This is a genomic window from Devosia limi DSM 17137 (assembly GCF_900128975.1).
Taxonomy (GTDB): Bacteria; Pseudomonadota; Alphaproteobacteria; order Rhizobiales; family Devosiaceae; genus Devosia; species Devosia limi.
In genome coordinates, this window is sequence record NZ_FQVC01000008.1 from 104327 (window position 1) to 121624 (window position 17298).

The 17298-nt window shown below is 62.8% G+C and carries 12 protein-coding genes; 4 read left to right on the forward strand and 8 right to left on the reverse strand.

Going from position 1 to position 17298, the window contains the following annotated elements:
• Positions 1-9 precede the first annotated feature (9 nt).
• Genes BUA69_RS13660 through BUA69_RS13665 form a run of 3 tightly spaced genes read right to left on the reverse strand, consistent with a single transcriptional unit; the run spans position 10 to position 3793 of the window.
• Positions 10-2811, reverse strand: a complete 2802-nt coding sequence (locus BUA69_RS13660; protein WP_143154519.1) for a vWA domain-containing protein — start codon at positions 2809-2811, stop codon at positions 10-12.
• Positions 2808-3023, reverse strand: coding sequence for a hypothetical protein (locus BUA69_RS21495; RefSeq protein WP_342020938.1), 216 nt, complete (start codon positions 3021-3023; stop codon positions 2808-2810). Before BUA69_RS21495 ends, BUA69_RS13660 begins: the two co-directional genes overlap by 4 nt.
• Positions 3020-3793 (reverse strand): hypothetical protein, encoded by a 774-nt coding sequence (locus tag BUA69_RS13665; RefSeq protein ID WP_342020940.1) that lies wholly within the window; start codon positions 3791-3793, stop codon positions 3020-3022. The genes BUA69_RS21495 and BUA69_RS13665 overlap by 4 nt, the downstream gene beginning before the upstream one ends.
• Positions 3794-4331: 538 nt before the next feature.
• On the opposite strand from BUA69_RS13665, the gene BUA69_RS20630 reads away from it, so the two are divergent.
• A complete protein-coding gene (locus tag BUA69_RS20630) occupies positions 4332-5000 on the forward strand; it encodes a helix-turn-helix transcriptional regulator (RefSeq protein ID WP_160300141.1) in 669 nt (222 codons plus the stop codon).
• An 88-nt stretch (positions 5001-5088) separates the two neighbouring features.
• Here BUA69_RS20630 and BUA69_RS13685 read toward each other — a convergent pair whose 3' ends face one another.
• From BUA69_RS13685 to BUA69_RS13695, 3 genes are read right to left on the reverse strand one after another with little or no spacing between them, the layout of a single operon-like run.
• Entirely contained in the window at positions 5089-5628 is a 540-nt protein-coding gene (locus tag BUA69_RS13685) for an invasion associated locus B family protein (protein ID WP_046136038.1), read from the reverse strand.
• 37 nt (positions 5629-5665) lie between these two features.
• On the reverse strand, positions 5666-7435 hold the full coding sequence (locus BUA69_RS13690) for a ShlB/FhaC/HecB family hemolysin secretion/activation protein (protein ID WP_046136039.1): 1770 nt from the start codon (positions 7433-7435) through the stop codon (positions 5666-5668).
• Complete coding sequence (locus tag BUA69_RS13695; protein ID WP_082093897.1) at positions 7435-11820, reverse strand: beta strand repeat-containing protein; 4386 nt, start codon at positions 11818-11820, stop codon at positions 7435-7437. Before BUA69_RS13695 ends, BUA69_RS13690 begins: the two co-directional genes overlap by 1 nt.
• 283 nt (positions 11821-12103) lie before the next feature.
• Here BUA69_RS13695 and BUA69_RS13700 point away from each other — a divergent pair, with 283 nt between their 5' ends.
• The 3 genes from BUA69_RS13700 (at position 12104) to BUA69_RS13710 (ending at position 15772) form a co-directional block, all read left to right on the forward strand.
• Positions 12104-13174, forward strand: coding sequence for a helix-turn-helix domain-containing protein (locus tag BUA69_RS13700; RefSeq protein WP_046136041.1), 1071 nt, complete (start codon positions 12104-12106; stop codon positions 13172-13174).
• A 134-nt stretch (positions 13175-13308) separates the two neighbouring features.
• Positions 13309-13578, forward strand: a complete 270-nt coding sequence (locus BUA69_RS13705) for a hypothetical protein (RefSeq protein ID WP_046136042.1) — start codon at positions 13309-13311, stop codon at positions 13576-13578.
• A gap of 268 nt (positions 13579-13846) precedes the next feature.
• A complete protein-coding gene (locus tag BUA69_RS13710; protein WP_160300142.1) occupies positions 13847-15772 on the forward strand; it encodes a S8 family peptidase in 1926 nt (641 codons plus the stop codon).
• Between the two features lie 46 nt (positions 15773-15818).
• On the opposite strand, the gene BUA69_RS13715 is transcribed toward BUA69_RS13710, so the two are convergent.
• The gene (locus tag BUA69_RS13715) at positions 15819-16586 is read right to left on the reverse strand and encodes an amino acid ABC transporter ATP-binding protein (RefSeq protein WP_046136044.1); all 768 of its coding nucleotides are present in this window, start codon (positions 16584-16586) and stop codon (positions 15819-15821) included.
• The gene (locus BUA69_RS13720) at positions 16583-17263 is read right to left on the reverse strand and encodes an amino acid ABC transporter permease (protein WP_046136045.1); all 681 of its coding nucleotides are present in this window, start codon (positions 17261-17263) and stop codon (positions 16583-16585) included. Before BUA69_RS13720 ends, BUA69_RS13715 begins: the two co-directional genes overlap by 4 nt.
• Between the last annotated feature and the right edge of the window lie 35 nt (positions 17264-17298).

Below are 17298 nucleotides of genomic sequence, written 5' to 3' on the forward strand. Positions count from 1 at the left end.
TAGCGATCCTCAATTGACGCCGAGCCGGGTCATGAATTCCTCGGGAGACATCCCGCCCAGATCCACGGGCAGGGTGGTCTCTTCCTGCAAATCTGTTGGCGCCACGCTCAGCGTGTCGCGGATCATCTCGAAGACCACATCGAGCATCATGTCCTGTCCGCGCATGTAGCAGAGCTGGCTGGTGCCAACTGTTCCGCAGCGGCCATTGGACTCCAGCCATTGGCGCGGATTGAGCTCGATGGTGTTGACCGTGCCGAAGCTCTCCCAGAAGAAGCTGGCCGTTGGCAGGCCGCTGCCTGCGCCGCCGGCCGTTTCGTAGAAATAGGGCTCGCTCATCGACCAGTCGTTCGGCAGCCTCAGCGAGATGCCGCTTTCTGCGTGACTGACGGGGCATCCGGGTGGCGTGTCTTTGCAGACAAAGGCGACATCGTCGCCAAGGCCCGTCTCCGAGGGGCCGGAATCGCGGCCTTGTGCCATCGGAATTTCAAAATCGTTGCGGCCTTTGGGGTCGATAGTGATGGTATCGGCGAGATAAATGCCGGCATCGGAATTGACGCCCTCGACTTCATAGGTGCCACCGGCGGCCAGCTCCGTAACGAAGCTGGTCTCCAAATCGCTGCTGGCAAAAGCGACATTCAGTTCCTGCATATCGGTGCGGATGGCTGACCATTGCACACCTACATCCCCGATCTCGAATGGCGTCCGCAATCGGACCGGCACATTGGCGGCCGCCGCCGCCTCACCGGCCTGCATGGGCTGAGGCGCCGATGAGGTCATGTCGACGAAGTCCCCCGGCGCGGGGCCGTGTACCGCTTCGCGCATCTCGGCCAGGGATGGTGGCGTATAACCACCGGGCCACATGACAACGCTGATGCCCATGGCGCCGGCGGACAGCGTTCCGGCATAGCCAATCTCATAGGGTGTGAGATAGAGCGTCATCGGCTCGAGGATCGGGTCGCCCACCGTAAAGGTCATGCGCAGTGCGCCGTTCTCGAAAGTGGTTGACGTGAACGTGCCCTCCCGGCCCGCCGCCTGCGGCCCGGCCAGCATGTCCTGTGCCGTCCAACTGCCGTCGATAGGTGCACCAGGAGAGGCCTGCTCCAGTGCCAGCGTCAGCAATCGGTCTGCACCCGCCTGCACTTGATAGGGCGGCACGCCCAGCACCTGCCATGGGCCGTCCAGCGTCGGGACAATCGGATCCTCCTCGCTCATGACGGGGATGACAAAGTCATTGTCCTGACCGGGCAGGATCTCCACCACACCCTTGAACGTGTCCTTGGGCCCCCAGTTGGCGGTCACCTCATAGCGGCCGGGCTCGAAGACACCCTCGCCAATGATAGTCTTGCCCGAGGGCGCCCATGCTTCCGGGCTCATGTCAGGATCGAGCGGAATGGCCGACCATTCATGCGGCTCTTGCGGGTAGTCTGGCGGCAGGCGGAATGTCGCCGGCACCATGGGCAGGTCGTCCTGCCCGGGCGCGGCCTGGGTTGCCGCGGCGGCCTGCGCAGCAAGATCGGCCGTATTGATGCCATCGCGATCTTCATAGGGCACGCCAACGCCGAACGCGCGGGAGAACAGGATTTCTTGGCTGTTGCCCGAGATATAGCGGAGTTCGTAGAGGCCGGGTTCCTTCGGAGCGCGCAGTCGCATCGTCTGCGTCTTTCGGTTGCTGAAGGGGGCTCCCCAATCGCCCACATAGTCTGCAGGCGCGGCGGCTGGTCGGGCGATGACGATGCGTTGGCCGACCTGATTAGGGCCGCGCCAGGTGAACTGGAACCTCTTGTCCGGTTCGACCGAACCGACGGCGTCGAAGCCGTTGGACGGCGGAACGACTTCAATTGGCTGGCGGGCGATGATGCCCTGGCCAGTCACGGCCAGGATCAAGTCATATTCGCCTGGCTCTGACGGTGCCGTTCTGGTGAACGGGTTATTGCCGGTCTCGCCACCGCCCAGAACGCCATAGGAGGGGCTGACGTCCGGCGCTTCTTCGCCACGCCGCGTGAAACCGGCATAGTCGACATTCCGCGCCGACCCTTGAAAAGAAATTCTGTAGTCATGGCCAGCTTCAGCCTTGGGACCCATATCGAAGAAGGCTTCGGCAACAGGTTCTGGCTCCGGCGCCGGCGCTGGCTCGACCTGCGCCACCTGACGTAGCGCATCGGCCAGTTCCTGCCCCGTTTGCGGGGTGAGCAGCAGTCCACCCGTGGCATCGGCCACGCAGGCCATGACTTCGCCCTCTTCCCTGGTGAGGCCGAAGCCGACAACATGGGCGCGAATGGCAATGCCTTCATTGGCAAGCTGCGCGGCCAGCGCGCAGGGATCAGCCTCGCAGGTTTCGAGCCCGTCGGTCACCAGGATGATATCGGCCGATTCCGCAGTTGGCGGGATCATCGAGGCGGCCAGCGACAGCGCGTCCGTGATCGGCGTCATGCCGCGCGGATTGAGCCGGTTGAGGCTGGACGACAGGCCTGCGGGATCATTGATCCCGACATTGGCGACGACTTCGATATCCGAGCAATCCCCGCGCCGGTTATGGCCATAAGCGATGACGCCGAGCGGAATGGAATTGTCGCGGCTGACGAAAAAATCGCCGATCACCTCGCGGGCGATTTCGACCTTGGAAATGCCGCCATCAAGCTGGCCCCACATCGAGCCCGAGGCGTCGTAGATCAGGATCGAGGCGCTGTCCGCCTCCTGTGCAACCAACGGCATGGCCAATGTGGCTGCGGCGCTCACCAGCGCCGCGCGCCCAAATGTCTTCAATCGCCCCCGCATGCCGGACGTCCCTCCGATGATGTTATGAAAACTCATGTCGTTGCCCCGCCCTGCATGGTTGAGCCACCAGTGCGCGGTGGGGCGGTCTGCTGCCATCCGGCGGCCTTGTCCTTGATCTTGGCGAATTGCTTGGACATGCCCGAAAGCTTGGCGTCCCATTCCGCATTGGGCTCCTGGCCCTCGATGGTGCGGAAATAGACATCCATCATGCAGGCGATTGCGAAGGGTTCGATCAGCGCGGCTTTCACCGCAGGGCGAAGACGAGGCCGCCAGCCGACCAGGCGCCGGGGATAAAATAGACCAGCGCCGCCGCTGGTGCGAGCATGAGCAGGAACACCAGGAACGACAGGCCATAGACGATAAGCGTCAGCCAGGCCGCGTTTTTGAGCATGGTCTTGTAGTTCTGCCCATAGAGTACCAGCGCCGTGCGCGCCGAGCCCCAGGGATTGGTCGAGCCGGTGCGGATGGCATAGGCGAGGATCACCTCGTCGATGAAGCCCACTGCGATATTGAGAAAAGCGCGTAGAATGCCGGTCATCTGTTGCAGGCCGGGAATAGGCAGGAAGGCGGCAATGCCTTGAATAAGCCCGGACACAGCGCGCAGCACGCCCTTGACCAGTTGATCTACCGCGAACAGGACGCTGGCCTCGCCGAAGCGCTGCCTGACCACGGAGGTCGCGTGGGAGACTTGCGACTTGCCCTCGGGCGTCTGCCGCCCATCGAGCAGATCGACCAGCACGGCGATATGGCCGGCCTTGACGATGTAGAGGATATATTCGCGCAGGAAATAGAGGACGCCGGCGGTGACCCCGAAGCCGATGGCGCCGCCCCAGAAGATCGAACCGGCCCGGAAGCCCTCATCCCCAAAGGCGCCGATGCCCCAGCCAATGCCGGCGCCCGTCCCGGTGACGATCACATAGGCCGCCGCAATGCTGAAATAGACGGCCACGCGCAACAGGACGAAGGGCATGGTCTTGCCCATGAGCCCAAGCGAGCGGGAAATCGAAAAATCCCACATTATCGGGCCTGCCTGGGTTGAATGGTGATGATTGTGAACATCAGCTGCGTCTCCAGAGAAATCGGTCTGTCAATGGTCGAGACGGGGCACGGTGGTTGCGGCAAGCCTGCCGGTCCAATCGCCTGTGTGAAATAGTCCGGGTCGAGCTGGACAAATCGGGGCGCTCCCACGAAGCGCTCAATTTCGGCTTCGAGATGTGCGGGCCCGTCCTCGGGGCATTCCACCGCCGTCGCGGGCAAGCTGGACATGCTCACAGCGCGTGCGACGCACGAAGATCTTACTAGGCAAGCACGCCGTTCAGACCGCGCCGGGAAGGTCAGGCATATCATGTCGCGCCCCGCTCATTTGGCGCTGCACACCAAGTTGCAACATATCCGGCCCCCCGGCTGTCGCTTTGCTGAGCAAATCAGCAAAAATCCTAGCGGCAATAGACATTTCCTGCACAAGCTGCGCAATCTATGGAAATCCATAGGTGGGATGGAACAACGTGACAATCGAGCCAGTCCTGGAGCGCATGGTTGAAGCGACAAGCAGCGCCATGGTCTGGGTCGCCATCCAGGACTATTTTGCGCAGCACGGCTTTGATCGTGTCATCTATGCCGATTTGCGCGGCAAGGTGCCTGTTATCCTCGACACCTATCCCAACGGCTTCGACCAATACTATGCCGATGTCTGCAATCCGCGGGACGATCCCTTCTTCCGCTATTGCTGCTCGACGCTCTCGCCGAAGCAAACCGGCGCCGACTACTTGCACCATTACGACTATCTCAGCACCAGCGAGCGGCAAGTTATCCTGGCAGCACGGGAATCGGGGATGCGGTCAGGGTTTTCCTGCACATTTCACAAGTCAGACCAACGGGGCATGGGCGGCTGGAATATCGGTTCCACCCTGTCACGATCCGAGGTGGAGGCCATACAAGCCGAGCACGGCGTCCATCTGCGTGTGGTGGCCCTTTATGCGCATGAGCGCATGCAGATGTTACGACCTCAGGATGGGGCAGCCTTGGGCCCGGCTCTGTCGGCGCGCGAGCGCGATTGCCTCGCCCACCTGGCCTCCGGTCTGCGAACGCAGCAGATTGCGGACCGGCTTGCCATCAAGCCCGTCACCGTGGAAATGCACATAAGAAATGCCCGTGAAAAGCTCGGGGCAAATACCCGGGAGCAGGCCTTGGCAAAGGCCATCTCGCGGGGTCTCCTGACGCTTTAGTCGGAGCCGCAAAACGTCTGCTTTCCGGGGACCGGCCGCTAAAAGCAGACGGACTGCTCACAAGTCTTTGCCCCCCACGCGCCAGCTTCTATCCGTTCGCGAGTTGCCCGAGCCTGGCATAGGCCGCAGTGAAGCCCTTGAGGGAGACAGCCAGGCTTACGGGCTGGCCTGCGTCCATGGAGGAGGCATTGGCGGTCATTGTCGTCGCGGCCTCGAGGGCTGCGATGTCGGCTGCGCTGAACGAGAGCGGCAACAGGCAGCCGGCGGGCAGACAGGTGGCGAACCTGAGCGAAGCCAGGGGCGGATTGCTGTCGATGGTCAGCGTCGCGCCGGCCTCGAGTGCAAGGCCGAAGGGCAGGATCAGCACGCCCGTCGCGCCGCCATCTTTGCCCGGCTGCAGTTCAATGGCGAGAACCCGCTGCCCATTCTGCTGCGCCTGGACCTGGGACATGGCGCAGCTCCGGCCCGTTTCCACGGCAGCGCAGACCACCTGCCAATCCGCAAATGTCTCCTGCAGTGCGCTGGCGCCGCCCGGCAGCGATGATGGTGGCGTCTCCTGCGCGCTTGTCGGCATGATGGCTGCCATGGCGAACAGGGCGGCGACGGTTGCAGTGCACAGATGGCCCATAAGGCGCCTCGCTTTGGGATAATGAACAGGTTGGGTGTCAGTAGCGCGCGGTCAGGCGAAATTTCACGTCGACAGCGCCCGCTTTCGTGCTGCCGGCATCGCTCAATGCCAGTGCCGCGGTGGCATTGACGCTGAGCATGTCGGCAATGGTGTAATCGAAGCCGATGCCGGTGCTGGCGAGCGCTTGCTGGGCGAAGCCAATATCCACAAAGGCAAAGGGCGACAGAACATCAGAACCTGTGGGCGAGCTTTGCGGCAGCCGCAATTCATTGCGCAGCACGATGCCGCTATCTGCCGTCACGTCCCCCAGGCCATAGCCCCGCACAGCGTCCAGCCCGCCCAGCGTCAGCCGTTCGGTGTCCGGCAGGGCCTGGCCGGCCAGTTGAACGACTACATCGTTCCTGAGTTTGAACCCGATGCCCAATTCGGTCACCCGGCTCAGGCTGCCGCCGAAATAGGCATAGCTGGCGCTGGTCACGGCGCCGTTTGAATAGGCGCTCCAGGCGCTGCCATTATCGTGCGCCAGAATGCCACCGGGGCTTGCCATCACAAACAGGTCGACCCCGGTAGAGCCATGGTCATCCTTGAACTCATGCCTCCAGCCGAGGCCGAATTGCAGGATTTCGGCCTCTGCCGCCCCGAGGCCAATCTGCGCAAAATAGGTTTGTCGCCGCAGGTTGCGGTACTCGATGCCGGCATAGACCTCGCCACCATGCACCCCCGGCAGGATGTTGGACAGGGCCGTGCGATAGTACAGCGGCACCTCGATGATGGTGTTGTCGAAGGTGAAGGCGGAGCTGGTCTGGCGCGTCGCGATATGGGCTGGGCTGAATTCCAGGGTGCTTCGACCGTCCAGGGGCAAAACCACGTTGGCGGCATGGCTCACATACCGCGCGCGGTGGGCGTCATAGCCATTGCCAAGATTGGGCAGCAGGCCCGCCAAGTCGGAAAACAGATCGGACGAACCGGTCAGCTGGTAAGTTGCAAAGGCGCCGTCGAGCATGGGCAGGGCAATGCCGGCACCGACAAAATAACGACTGTGCCCCGTTTCGGCGCTGCCGGTGTTGGAGTAACCGGCATAGACCTGCCAGGGTTTTGCTGCCGTGACAGCCAGCACGAGATCGGATGTGCCTGTTTCCGAGCCCGGCGAGAATAGCCCTTCGACGCGCCGAAAGGGTGAGCGATTGAGCCAGGACAGATCTTCATTGACGCTGGCGGCGGGAATGCGCCCGTCGTCGTTCAGGCGAATCTGCGCCGCAAGGCGCCTTGCGGCCGGATCGTCGACGCCTCTGGCCGATACAGCACCGAAGCCGAACTCCTGCACCCGCAGGGTCAGAATGCCATTGGTGACCTCCTGTGGCGGAATGGTCACCGAAACGAAGGGATAACCGGCGCGCCGATAGACGCCGGCAATGGCAGCCTGCGCGTCGGCAATCAGCGCCATGGAGAGTGGCTGGCCGACCAATGGGCGCAGCACAGCCTCGAACTCCGGCCGCAGATTGCGCCCCGGTCCGATGTCGCCAACGATAATACCGCCGGTGCCGCTATTTCCGGGCTGTTCGCTGAGGCCGACCAGCTTGATGCCGGCGAGGTTTACGCCCAGCGGGCTTTCGTCGGCGCTGGTGCTGGCTTGCTCATCCTCCCTGACGGTCGGGGCGGCGACATTGGCCCGAACTGGAGGATTGCGCTCAACCGTTACCGTTTGCGCCTGCACTGATGCTGTGCCGGCGCAAACGATGGAGGTCATAAGCGCAGTGTGTATGAGCGCGAGGAGCAGGTCGGGGCCCTGGAGATAACGAGCTTTCATCAAAGGGCTCCGGTGGTCAGGTAGGGGCCGGCAGGTAGGTTGGCCGGGTGCGGAACATAGGCACAGGAGCTGTCCATCACCCCGTCTTGGTCGCAGGCCTGAAGGTGGGCGGAGCTGGCGAAACCTGTATTCGGGAAGGCCAGGCCGAAGGGGGGATTGCTCTCGATGATGGATTGCAAAGGGCCAGACTGTTTGGCAGCGACCGTCAGCGTGCCATTCACAAAGCTCAGCAGGTAATTGCTGCTGGCCGAAAGCGTGCCTTGCGAGATGGAATAGGAGCCGACCGGAGAACCTGCCATTGCGGTGGTTGATAGCAGGCCCGAGAGACTATCTCCGCCCACCAGGCCCAGGCCGCCAATTGTGTAGGTGAGGGGTGGATTGGCCTCGTCCGGCGTCTTGGTGAGATTATCCGCCGTCACGGTCAATGCGCGTTGCGCCACGGTCAGCGTGCCATCGACATAGGTGATATCGTAATTGCCTGACGTCAGGCCCGAAAGCGCGACGCCATAGCTGCCGGCATTAATGGCGCCCTGCGATGTGCCGCCATAGATCAGCGCACCGCCCAGGACTGCTGCGCTCTCGCCATTGACGAAACCGGTGTAAGTCGCGCCATTCCCCCCGGAATAGGCCGTGCCGTCATAGATTCTGGAATCGTCGTTGGCGGTAACGGTGAGGGCGCGCGCCGCGATGCTGACATTTGCGCCGATATAGGTGACGGCGTAATTCGATGAGGCGGCAAGCGTACCCTGCGTGATGCCATAGCCGCCGACCCCGCTTGTGCTGGAAGCGGTGCTTGCCAGGGCACCCGTCAGCGCGTCGCCATTGACGAGCCCGCCGCCACCGAGCGTATAGGTGAGTGTCGGCGCAGTGTCGCCATAGGTCATGGTTTTGGCATCGGCGGTGACGGTAAGGGCGCGGGCGGCGACCGTTACATTGGCGCCTATGTAAGTGATGGCATAGTTCGCATTGCCCAATGTGCCCTGGGTGATGCCATAGGTGCCGACGGCGCTGGTGCTGGAGACCGTGCTCGCCAGGCCCGACAGAGAGTCGCCGTTGACGAGACTCCCGCTGGTGACCGTGTGGGTGAGCGTCGGCGTCGTGTTGCCATAAGTCATGATCTTGGCATCGGCAGTCACCGTGATAGCGCGGGCTGAGATAGCCATGTTCGAACCGGCATAGGTGATGGCGTAGTTGGCATTGCCAAGCGTGCCCTGCATTATGCCATAGGTGCCGACCCCGCTGGTGCTGGAGGCGGCGCTTGCCAGGGCACCCGTCAGCGCATCGCCATTGACGAGACCGCCACCACCGACCGTATAGGTGAGTGTCGGCACCGCATTGCCATAGGTCATGGTCCCGGCATCGGCGGTTACGGTGATCGCCCGCTGGTTGATTGTCGCCGTTCCACCGACAGAGATAATGTCATAACCCTGCTGGCTGGAGTAAAGCCCACCAAGCGTCAGGTCTGCTCCCGTATAGGTACCGGCATTGGCGCTGGTCAGGGTGTAACCCGCCGTTCCCAGCACCTCGGCATTGTCATAGCCGGGGAGTGAGTAGGTGAGCGTGCCGACACCGGCCAGCGTGGTCGTGCCGTCATAGGTCTTGTTCACATTGCCACCCGTGACGGTGAGCGGTGTCAACAAGGCGCGAAGCAGTGGTCCGGTCTGGCCTTCATAGATGCGCCAGGTCGCGCCCGTGCCGCCAATGCCATCGATGCTCCAGCCGACAAAGCTTGCCTGGTTCAGCGTCTGGGCCGTGGCCAGCCCCTGGGCCGTCGCGCTGGCGCCAGTGCCATTGCTGTTTGCCAGGCCCGAGGTCTGGGTATTCCAGTAGCTGTTGACGATCGTGCCGCCGTCAATATTTCCCGCATAGCCGCCGACATTGGTGGTGCCTGTGACGGCGCCGGTGGAATAGGTGCGTTGAAGGGACCCGCCCGCGAGTGTCCCGATAAAGCCACCGACATTGAGGGCAGCTGCCCCGCCCGTGACGGAGCCAGTCGCATATGAATCGGAGATAACGCCGAGATTGCTGTCGCCGACAAATCCGCCGATTCCATCGCCCGTCGCGTTGACAGCGCCTGTGGCGAAGGATTGCTCGATCACCCCGCGATTGGAGCCGACGAGGCCGCCAATGCCGGTCGTGCCAGTCACCGCTCCGGTGGCATAAGACTCGCTGATCAGCCCCGAATGCCTGCCCACCAGCCCGCCTATATAAAAGGCACCGCCGGTAACGTCCCCTGTAGAGGAGGACCGCGTTATCGTCGCACCGGACGTGATGCCGACAAGGCCTCCAGCGTAGGTAACGCCGCTGACTGCAGCTGAGGAGTGCACATTGGTAATCGTTCCCCAATGTAGCCCGACCAGCGCGCCCACATTTGAGCCCCCTGCGATACTGCCTCCGACAAGAGCCAAGTTGCTGATTTCACCTTGCAGCAGCGCGAAAAGGCCGACCTCGCTTTGTCCACCGCGATTAATCGTCAGCCCCGTGATCGAATGGTTTAGTCCATCCAGGATGCCAGTGAAGTTTGAGCCGATGATGCCGATCGGCTCGAAGCCGGCACCGGCGTTCCAACTGGCGGTGCCGGAAGCATCGATGTCGTCAGCCAGCGCAAAATAGCCGGTCATCGTCAGGTTCTGCAGCTGCGCAATATCGCGGATCAGGGTGTAGGCCTCGCCATTGATTGCAAGGCTCGAGCTGGCGCCTGAAAGGGTGATGCGCGCGCCGTTGTTCAGCCTGTGGCCGCCACTGTGTTGCAGCGCGAGACCGGCAAAGGTGCCCGTCGCAGTGATGTTGCTGTTGATCACAACCGAACCGGCGGCATTCAGCGTCAGGATGCTGTTGGTGCTCCAGGTGATCGGGGCGGCCACGGTAATATTGCCGGCCTGCGCTCCGGTGCTGCCCGTTGTCACCGTCACGCTTGCCAGGGCCAGCGCATTGGTCAGTGTCGTGACATTGAGCACACTGTCATTGCCATTGGCATCGAAGCCCGACATGCCGCTGCTGGCGCCGCTGGAAATGGTGATGTTGTAGGGATCGAGCAGCAGTGTGCCGAAGCGCCCGCTATCGCTGCGCAGATCGGCCGTGCCGCGATAGTCCAGCCAGGCTTTTCCCGACACCTCCGCGTCGCCGCCCTTGAAGCCGCCAGCTCCCCTTGCCGAAATTGCGCCTTGGAAGGACGTCCGCCGATCGGACCAGACAACGATGTTGCCACCGGCGCCTGCCGAGCCATCCGCCAGAATGCGCGCGCCACCGGCCACCGTCACGCCGTCTGCGGTCGCAACCGCTTCGCCGAGATAGTTGCTGGCAGCATTGACGCCACCCTGATAGTCGCCGCCGATCAGGATGGTGCCCCCGGTCGCTCCCGAGGCATTGAGCACCGCATCGGCGCCAAGCGACAGGGTATGCCCCGTCACGACGATTGTGCCGCCAGCTCCGGTCGTGCCGGCCCCATCCAGTTCGCCGTTCACCACTACATCACCCCCTGCGATGCGGATATCGCCGCCGCGACTGGCCGGGCGCGGTTGGGGCACAGGTGCTGACGCGGAACGCTTTGCGCTGAGCTGGCCGGTAACCTTGACGTTACCCAGCGCCCCCGCCGTCAAGAAAATGCGACCCGCCCGGCTGGTTGCTCCGCTCGCCTTGACGACCCCGCCGGTATTGCCCGCAAGGGCATAGACATTGCCGCCATTGGCGCGCAGTTCGGCATTGGCCGCAGCGATGTCGCCGGAATTTGTGACCCCGGTATCCGCGCCCCCGACCACCACCGAGAACAGGCCATTCTCTTCGGCGGCGTCCCTGGCCAGGATTTCGTAGCCCGCCAGAAGACCGACGCTTCCATTTGCGGCGCTGATGCTGCCCTCATTGTTCACCGCCCGCGCGATCAGCGCGACATCGCCCGCCTTTGCCTCGATCGTTCCGAGATTGACGACGGATGCCTGGGAGCCGCCGGCAAAGGCCATGGCGCCGCCGTTTAGGAAATCCCCATCCGAGACATCATGGGTCGATGCAAAAAAGCTGCCGCCGGTGGAAATGACACCGTTGCGCCCGACGACGACGCCGGCGCCATTGACCAGATAAAGCGATCCGGTTGCCGTCAGCGCGCCATCGATGCGCGAGCCGATATTGCCCGTGACGCGATTGAGTGTTGCCCCCGCGCCGTTGTTAAAATGTACCGAGGCACCCGACCCAACGGAAAAGCCGCTCCATTGCACAATGCCGACCGGCCCGGCCTGATCGATGACAAGACCGGAGGGGAGGGTGTTGATGGTGCCTGTGCCGATCACGAATTGCCCGTTGGACGGCAAAACGACCTGGCCTAGGGCGATCGGAGGCAAGGCCACGCCCGCCATCAAGAGTGCGGTGCAGATCCTGAGCATCTTCCTGGACATCGTCGCTTCCCCATCGAACAGCTAGGATGTACCAGCTTTGCTCCGGCCCAATTTGACTGTCCGTACTGAAAGTCTTGATGGGGCAGCAAAAAAAGTGGGCTACGGCCAGACCAAGGGAGTGGGCAGTGGCGCCATGGTCGGATGCGCCATGGAACATTCAGGTCTTCCGGCTCGCTGCGCCGGCCCAGCGGGTTTCGACTTGACGTCGAACGATTGGTTCTTCGATTATGAACCGAAGATGTTCCGTCCTCGGTGCGACGGTTAGCAATGGTTGAGCAACCCCATGTCGATCGACCGTGCAAACGTCAAGGCGGGCATTCCGCTCGGCAAGCCACACATCGCCATGGACCTCGTCCCGACGGGCGACGGCCGGGCGTTTAGCGACTGGCAGACCAGCACGTCCTTCATCAGCCAGAACTCCTTGCTGACGGAGGAGGACGCGGCCGCGTTTCACGGCTCGGCGCAGATTTTCTTTCTCGGGCGGCTCGTTCTGCTGGAGTCGACTGCCTCCCATCCTACCCGGATGCTGCGGACGGGACTGGACGTCGCCCGATCGGATGTCGATCTTCTGCAGATCTGCCTGCTGACCAAAGGCGTAATTACGGGACGCGGCGAGCCCGCATTTCGCGTGGGCCCGGGGGATATCTGCTTCATCGATTGCAGCCAGCCGTTTGAATGCGAAGTATCGGGCTTCGCCATGACCGTGCTGCTCGTGCCGCGCGACGCATTGCCATCAAGCCTTTCGGATTACCTCGTGCATGGCCTGGTGCTGAAAGCGGATCGCCCGGCGACCGCCATCCTGGCCCAGCTCATGCGGCAAACCTATGAAATGGCGCCGAGCCTGTCTCATGACGAGGCCGAGGCCGCCGCCAGGGCTGCGGTGTCCCTGGCCTTTGATCTCTTCAAGTCGGGCCTGAGCCCCAAAAAGGACTTGGCGTCGGCCCCGCTGGACCTGCTGGGGGCCGCCCAGGCCAGGATCGAGCGCCTGCTGGAAAATCCGGAGCTGTCCGCTGCCATGCTGCAGAAGCAGCTGCGCGTGTCGCGCGCAACGCTTTATGAGCTCTTTGTGCCCAATGGTGGCGTGCAGGCCTATATTCGGGAGCGGCGGCTGCAGCGATGCTACGAGATACTCAGGAGCAACCACCGCCCCAATGACACCATTGGGACGGTAGCGTTCTCGCTGGGATTCCGGAGCGAGGCGCATTTCAGCCGGGCCTTCAAGGACCGGTTCGGCCTCAGCCCCCGCACTTTGCGTCTGGAGGCCCGCCGGCAGAGTGGCGATCTGCAGCCCGCTCTTGTCGCCGGCATCGCTCCACACATGATCCAGGCCCTGGTGCACGGCGACGCCAAATAGCCCAGGCGCCACGACCGCATACGCGCAATCCGTTTGCGCGAGTTCCTTGTTTGTTCTAATGGTCGTCACGCGAGAATCTGGGCATCCGGTACGCCAATCGTGCGCGTGCGGAGCCGACTGAGAGCGAGGGGCGAATGGAAAACCGCGAGACGAAGTCCGCCAAACCAACCAGGCTTATTGTGCTGCTCGCCTTTGTCCGCGACGAGGAAGGTGAGCTGCGGCCTGCCTTCGATGCGCGCGAGGTGCCATCCGAGGACAAGGCCAAGATGGACGGGCGACGGATGGCGGCGCTTGGGACCTATGCCGGCGTCATTGCCTGGTCGCGGACCGCCGATCTGGTCAATGGTGAGTTCGGCGACCCCGTCGTGCTGTTCCAGCATGGCGACGTTCCGGATATGGACTGACCCGGCCGGCCGATCTGCTTACCGGCGCCTGGTCGCGCTGCCCGCTCGGCTGTAGGATTTCCTGTCCAATGCGCCCCGCGAGGTGTAGCGCATGCGCGTTCATTCTGTAGAATGGCGGGATATTTTAGGCATTGTCTTGATCTGGTAGATATTTATGGCTCTGACGGGGATCGCGTTCCGGCACACCGCAATTGCAATCACAACCATCCTTTGCTCCCTCGGCCTGACGGCGCCGTCGTGGTCGCAGCCCGTGCTTTGGGGCCACGACATGATCGGACGAAACTATGCGTTGCAGCACGGTTTCACTGGAGTCGGGGTCGTTGTCGGGGTGATGGATCAAGCAGCGCGGACGACCCACAGCGAGTATGCCGACCGTTGGCTCGGCGGCTACAGCGTTGATGACATGGCCTACGGCCCTCCGCTCAATCACGGAACGCATGTGTCGGGCACCATCGGTGGCGTCAATGTCGGCGTCGCACCCGGAACGCTGCTATACGGCATCGACTGGTTTGCCCTTAACGGCGATGTGGGCGTCTCGAAAGGGTTCAACTGGGGCAGTGCCCAGGGTATCCGCCTCTTCAATAATTCCTGGGAGTTCAAGTTCGCCGACCCGGTAAGTGGCATTTCTCGCACCGTGACGCTCACGGATTTGTCAAAGGCGCAGGTGGAGGCGGGCATACCTCAGGCACTGGCTTCTCTTCGCGACGGCTTGCGCCTCGGAACGCTCCAGGTGTTCGCAACCGGCAATTCGGGGCTCGCGCAACCAAGTTTCGTCGCCGGCCTTCCGTACTATTTCCCTGAACTGCAGGGCAATTGGCTGGCGGTGACCGCCTTGGGACCCACGCGCACCCTGGCGAGCTACGCCAACCAGTGCGGCCTGGCCGCGAATTGGTGTCTCAGCGCCCCGGGAGGAGACGGCGTCGGCAATGATTCGATCTGGTCGGCAAGCGCGGGCGGCGACAACCTCTATTTCCCCGAAAACGGCACATCCATGGCCGCGCCCCATGTCACGGGCGCCGTCGCCATTGCCGCGGAGATTTTCCCACAGGCCAGCAATGCACACCTTGCTCAATTGGTTCTGCAAACCGCAACCGATATCGGCCAGCAAGGCATCGACCCCGTTTATGGCTGGGGTCTTTTGAACCTGCGGAACCTCGTCGATACCATCAATCCGGCCACTGCCACCGTGTTCACCGGCGCCACCCAGGCGCGGTTCGGCGCCCTTTCGCAGGTGACGCAACTACTCGGGACGCGCGCTGCGGCGACCGATCTGGGCGCGATCTCGGCCGCAGGCGTAGCGCCGCTCGCCTATTCGCCGGTGACAACCGCGTCGCTGGCGATAACGGACGCGATGACCGCGCCGGCTGGCCGGAATGCTTGGCTATCACCTGTCCTGGGTATGGAACGCGCTGCAACCCATGGCAGCCGAACGATCGGCATAATCGGCGGCATCGATCTGCTCCAGAGCCAGAATCTGCGTTTGGGCGTGGCAGCTGGCTTTACCGCGGCCTCTACGTTTGCAACCGGCACCGACAATTCCGCAACCGCCAACAATCTGCACTTTGGCCTCTATGGCCACTGGGCCGCGAACGGCTGGTTCGTGGATGGCACCGGACAAGTGGCGCGCTTCGATCAAACCGTCACCCGACGGACGATTTCCGGTGCAACAGGGACCAGCCTCGCGCCCGTTGGCGTTTCCAGTTTTTCCGGCTTTGGCCTGGAAGCAAGCGTGCGGGCCGGGCATCGGTTTGAAATTCCGGGTTTTGCCGCGGCATCGCCCTACGCCTCTGTGATCGGCCGCGGTCAACAGCTGACTGGGGCCAGCGAGACCGGTGCGGGGGCCTTTGGCCTCGACCTGCCGTCGTCTGCTTATGCGCAGATGGAGATCGGTGTCGGCCTGCGCCTCGAGACCGAGCCCGTCGCCTTTGACGATCACGAGCTCAATCTGGCACTGGATTTGTCCTATGCGCGACTGACCGGTGACAGGGACCTGAACACCTCAGCCGCCCTGCACGGACGGGCAATCACAACGACGAACGGCCATATGGGCGAGGACGTCCTGCGTATTGGGGCCCAGCTGAACCTCAACGCCACGACGCAGACGGGCGTGAACTGGTTCGGCCGTTACGATGCACAGTTCCAGAACCAGTCTGCGTCGCAATCGCTCGCAATTGGCGGGCATTTCAGGTTCTAGCCCGGCATCGCCCGGACCAGGCGCCCGGGTGGCAGGACCGACGCGACTATTGCGGCGATAGGTCTGGATGTTGCGCCGTCAGCGTCGTGATGAAGCGCTTGGTCCTCTCATCCTTGGGCGCGCCGAAAACCTGCCGCACCGGACCCGCTTCCACCACTTCGCCATCCTGAAGGAACACCACATTGGTGGCGATCTTGGCCGCCAGGCGCAGGTCGTGGGTGGCCATCAGCATGGTCGTGCCCTCGCGGGCCAGCTGGGACAGCACCTCCACAACCTCGCCGGCAAGCTGCGGATCGAGCGCCGAGGTGGGTTCGTCGCACAGCAGCACCTTGGGGGCAGGGGCGAGGGCCCGGGCAATCGCCACCCGCTGTTGCTGGCCGCCGGAGAGGCTGGACGGCCAGGCGTCGGCCTTGGCCGTCATGCCGACCTTGTCGAGCAGCTCAAGCGCGCGCTGGCGCGCTTGCTCCTGCGGCCAGTTGAGCACCACCAGCAGACCTTCCATGACGTTTTCCAGCGCCGTCAGATGGGGAAACAACTGGAAGTTCTGGAAGACCATTCCGGTCTTGCGGCGCAGCGGCAACAGGTCCTTACGGCCAACCTTGCCGCCGGGCGTAAACTCGATCACTGCATCGTCGATCCGCACTTCGCCCGATTGCGGTATTTCGAGCAGATTGGCACAGCGCAGCAGCGTGCTCTTGCCACTGCCCGAGGCGCCGATGAGGGCGGTGACGCCGCCTTCCGGGACAACGATACTGACGCCTTTGAGAACGTGATTGTCGCCGAAGCTCTTGTGGATGTCGGTCAGGCTGATCACGACGCGGCCTCCAGATGGCCGCCATAGCGGTAGAACCGTTTCTCCAGCTGCGCCTGCAGGCTCGACAGCACCGAGCTAAGCACCAGGTAGATCAGCGCAACCTGAACATACAGGATCAGCGGCTCATAGGTGGTGGCGACGATGCGCTGCCCCGCGCGGAACAGCTCGGGCACCGTAATGGCAGCGGCAAGCGAGGTGTCCTTGACCAGTGAAATGAAGGTGTTGGACAGCGGCGGCACCGCGATGCGCATCGCCTGCGGCAGGATGGTGCGGCGCATCGCCTGCGGCCAGGTCATGCCGATGGAATAGGCGGCTTCCCACTGTCCCTTTGGCACCGCCAGCAGGACGGCGCGAATGATCTCCGAGGTATAGGCGCCCACATTGAGGGTAAAGCCGATCAGCGCCGCGGGGAATGCATCCAGCACGATACCGACGCTGGGCAGCCCGTAAAAAATCAGGAACAGCTGCACCAGCAGCGGCGTTCCGCGGATGATCCAGACATAGAACCGAACCACGGCCGCTATCGGCCTTGGTCCAAAAAGCTGGGCGATTGCGGCCAGAAACCCGACCGTCAGGCCAAAGGCAAAAGACAGCAATGTCAGCGGCACGGTAAAAAGCAGGCACGCCCATAGCAGGGACGGCAGCGACTCGATCATCAGCGACAGCCAGGGCGGCATGATGCATTTTCCGTTATGAAAAAGGACCGGCCGGT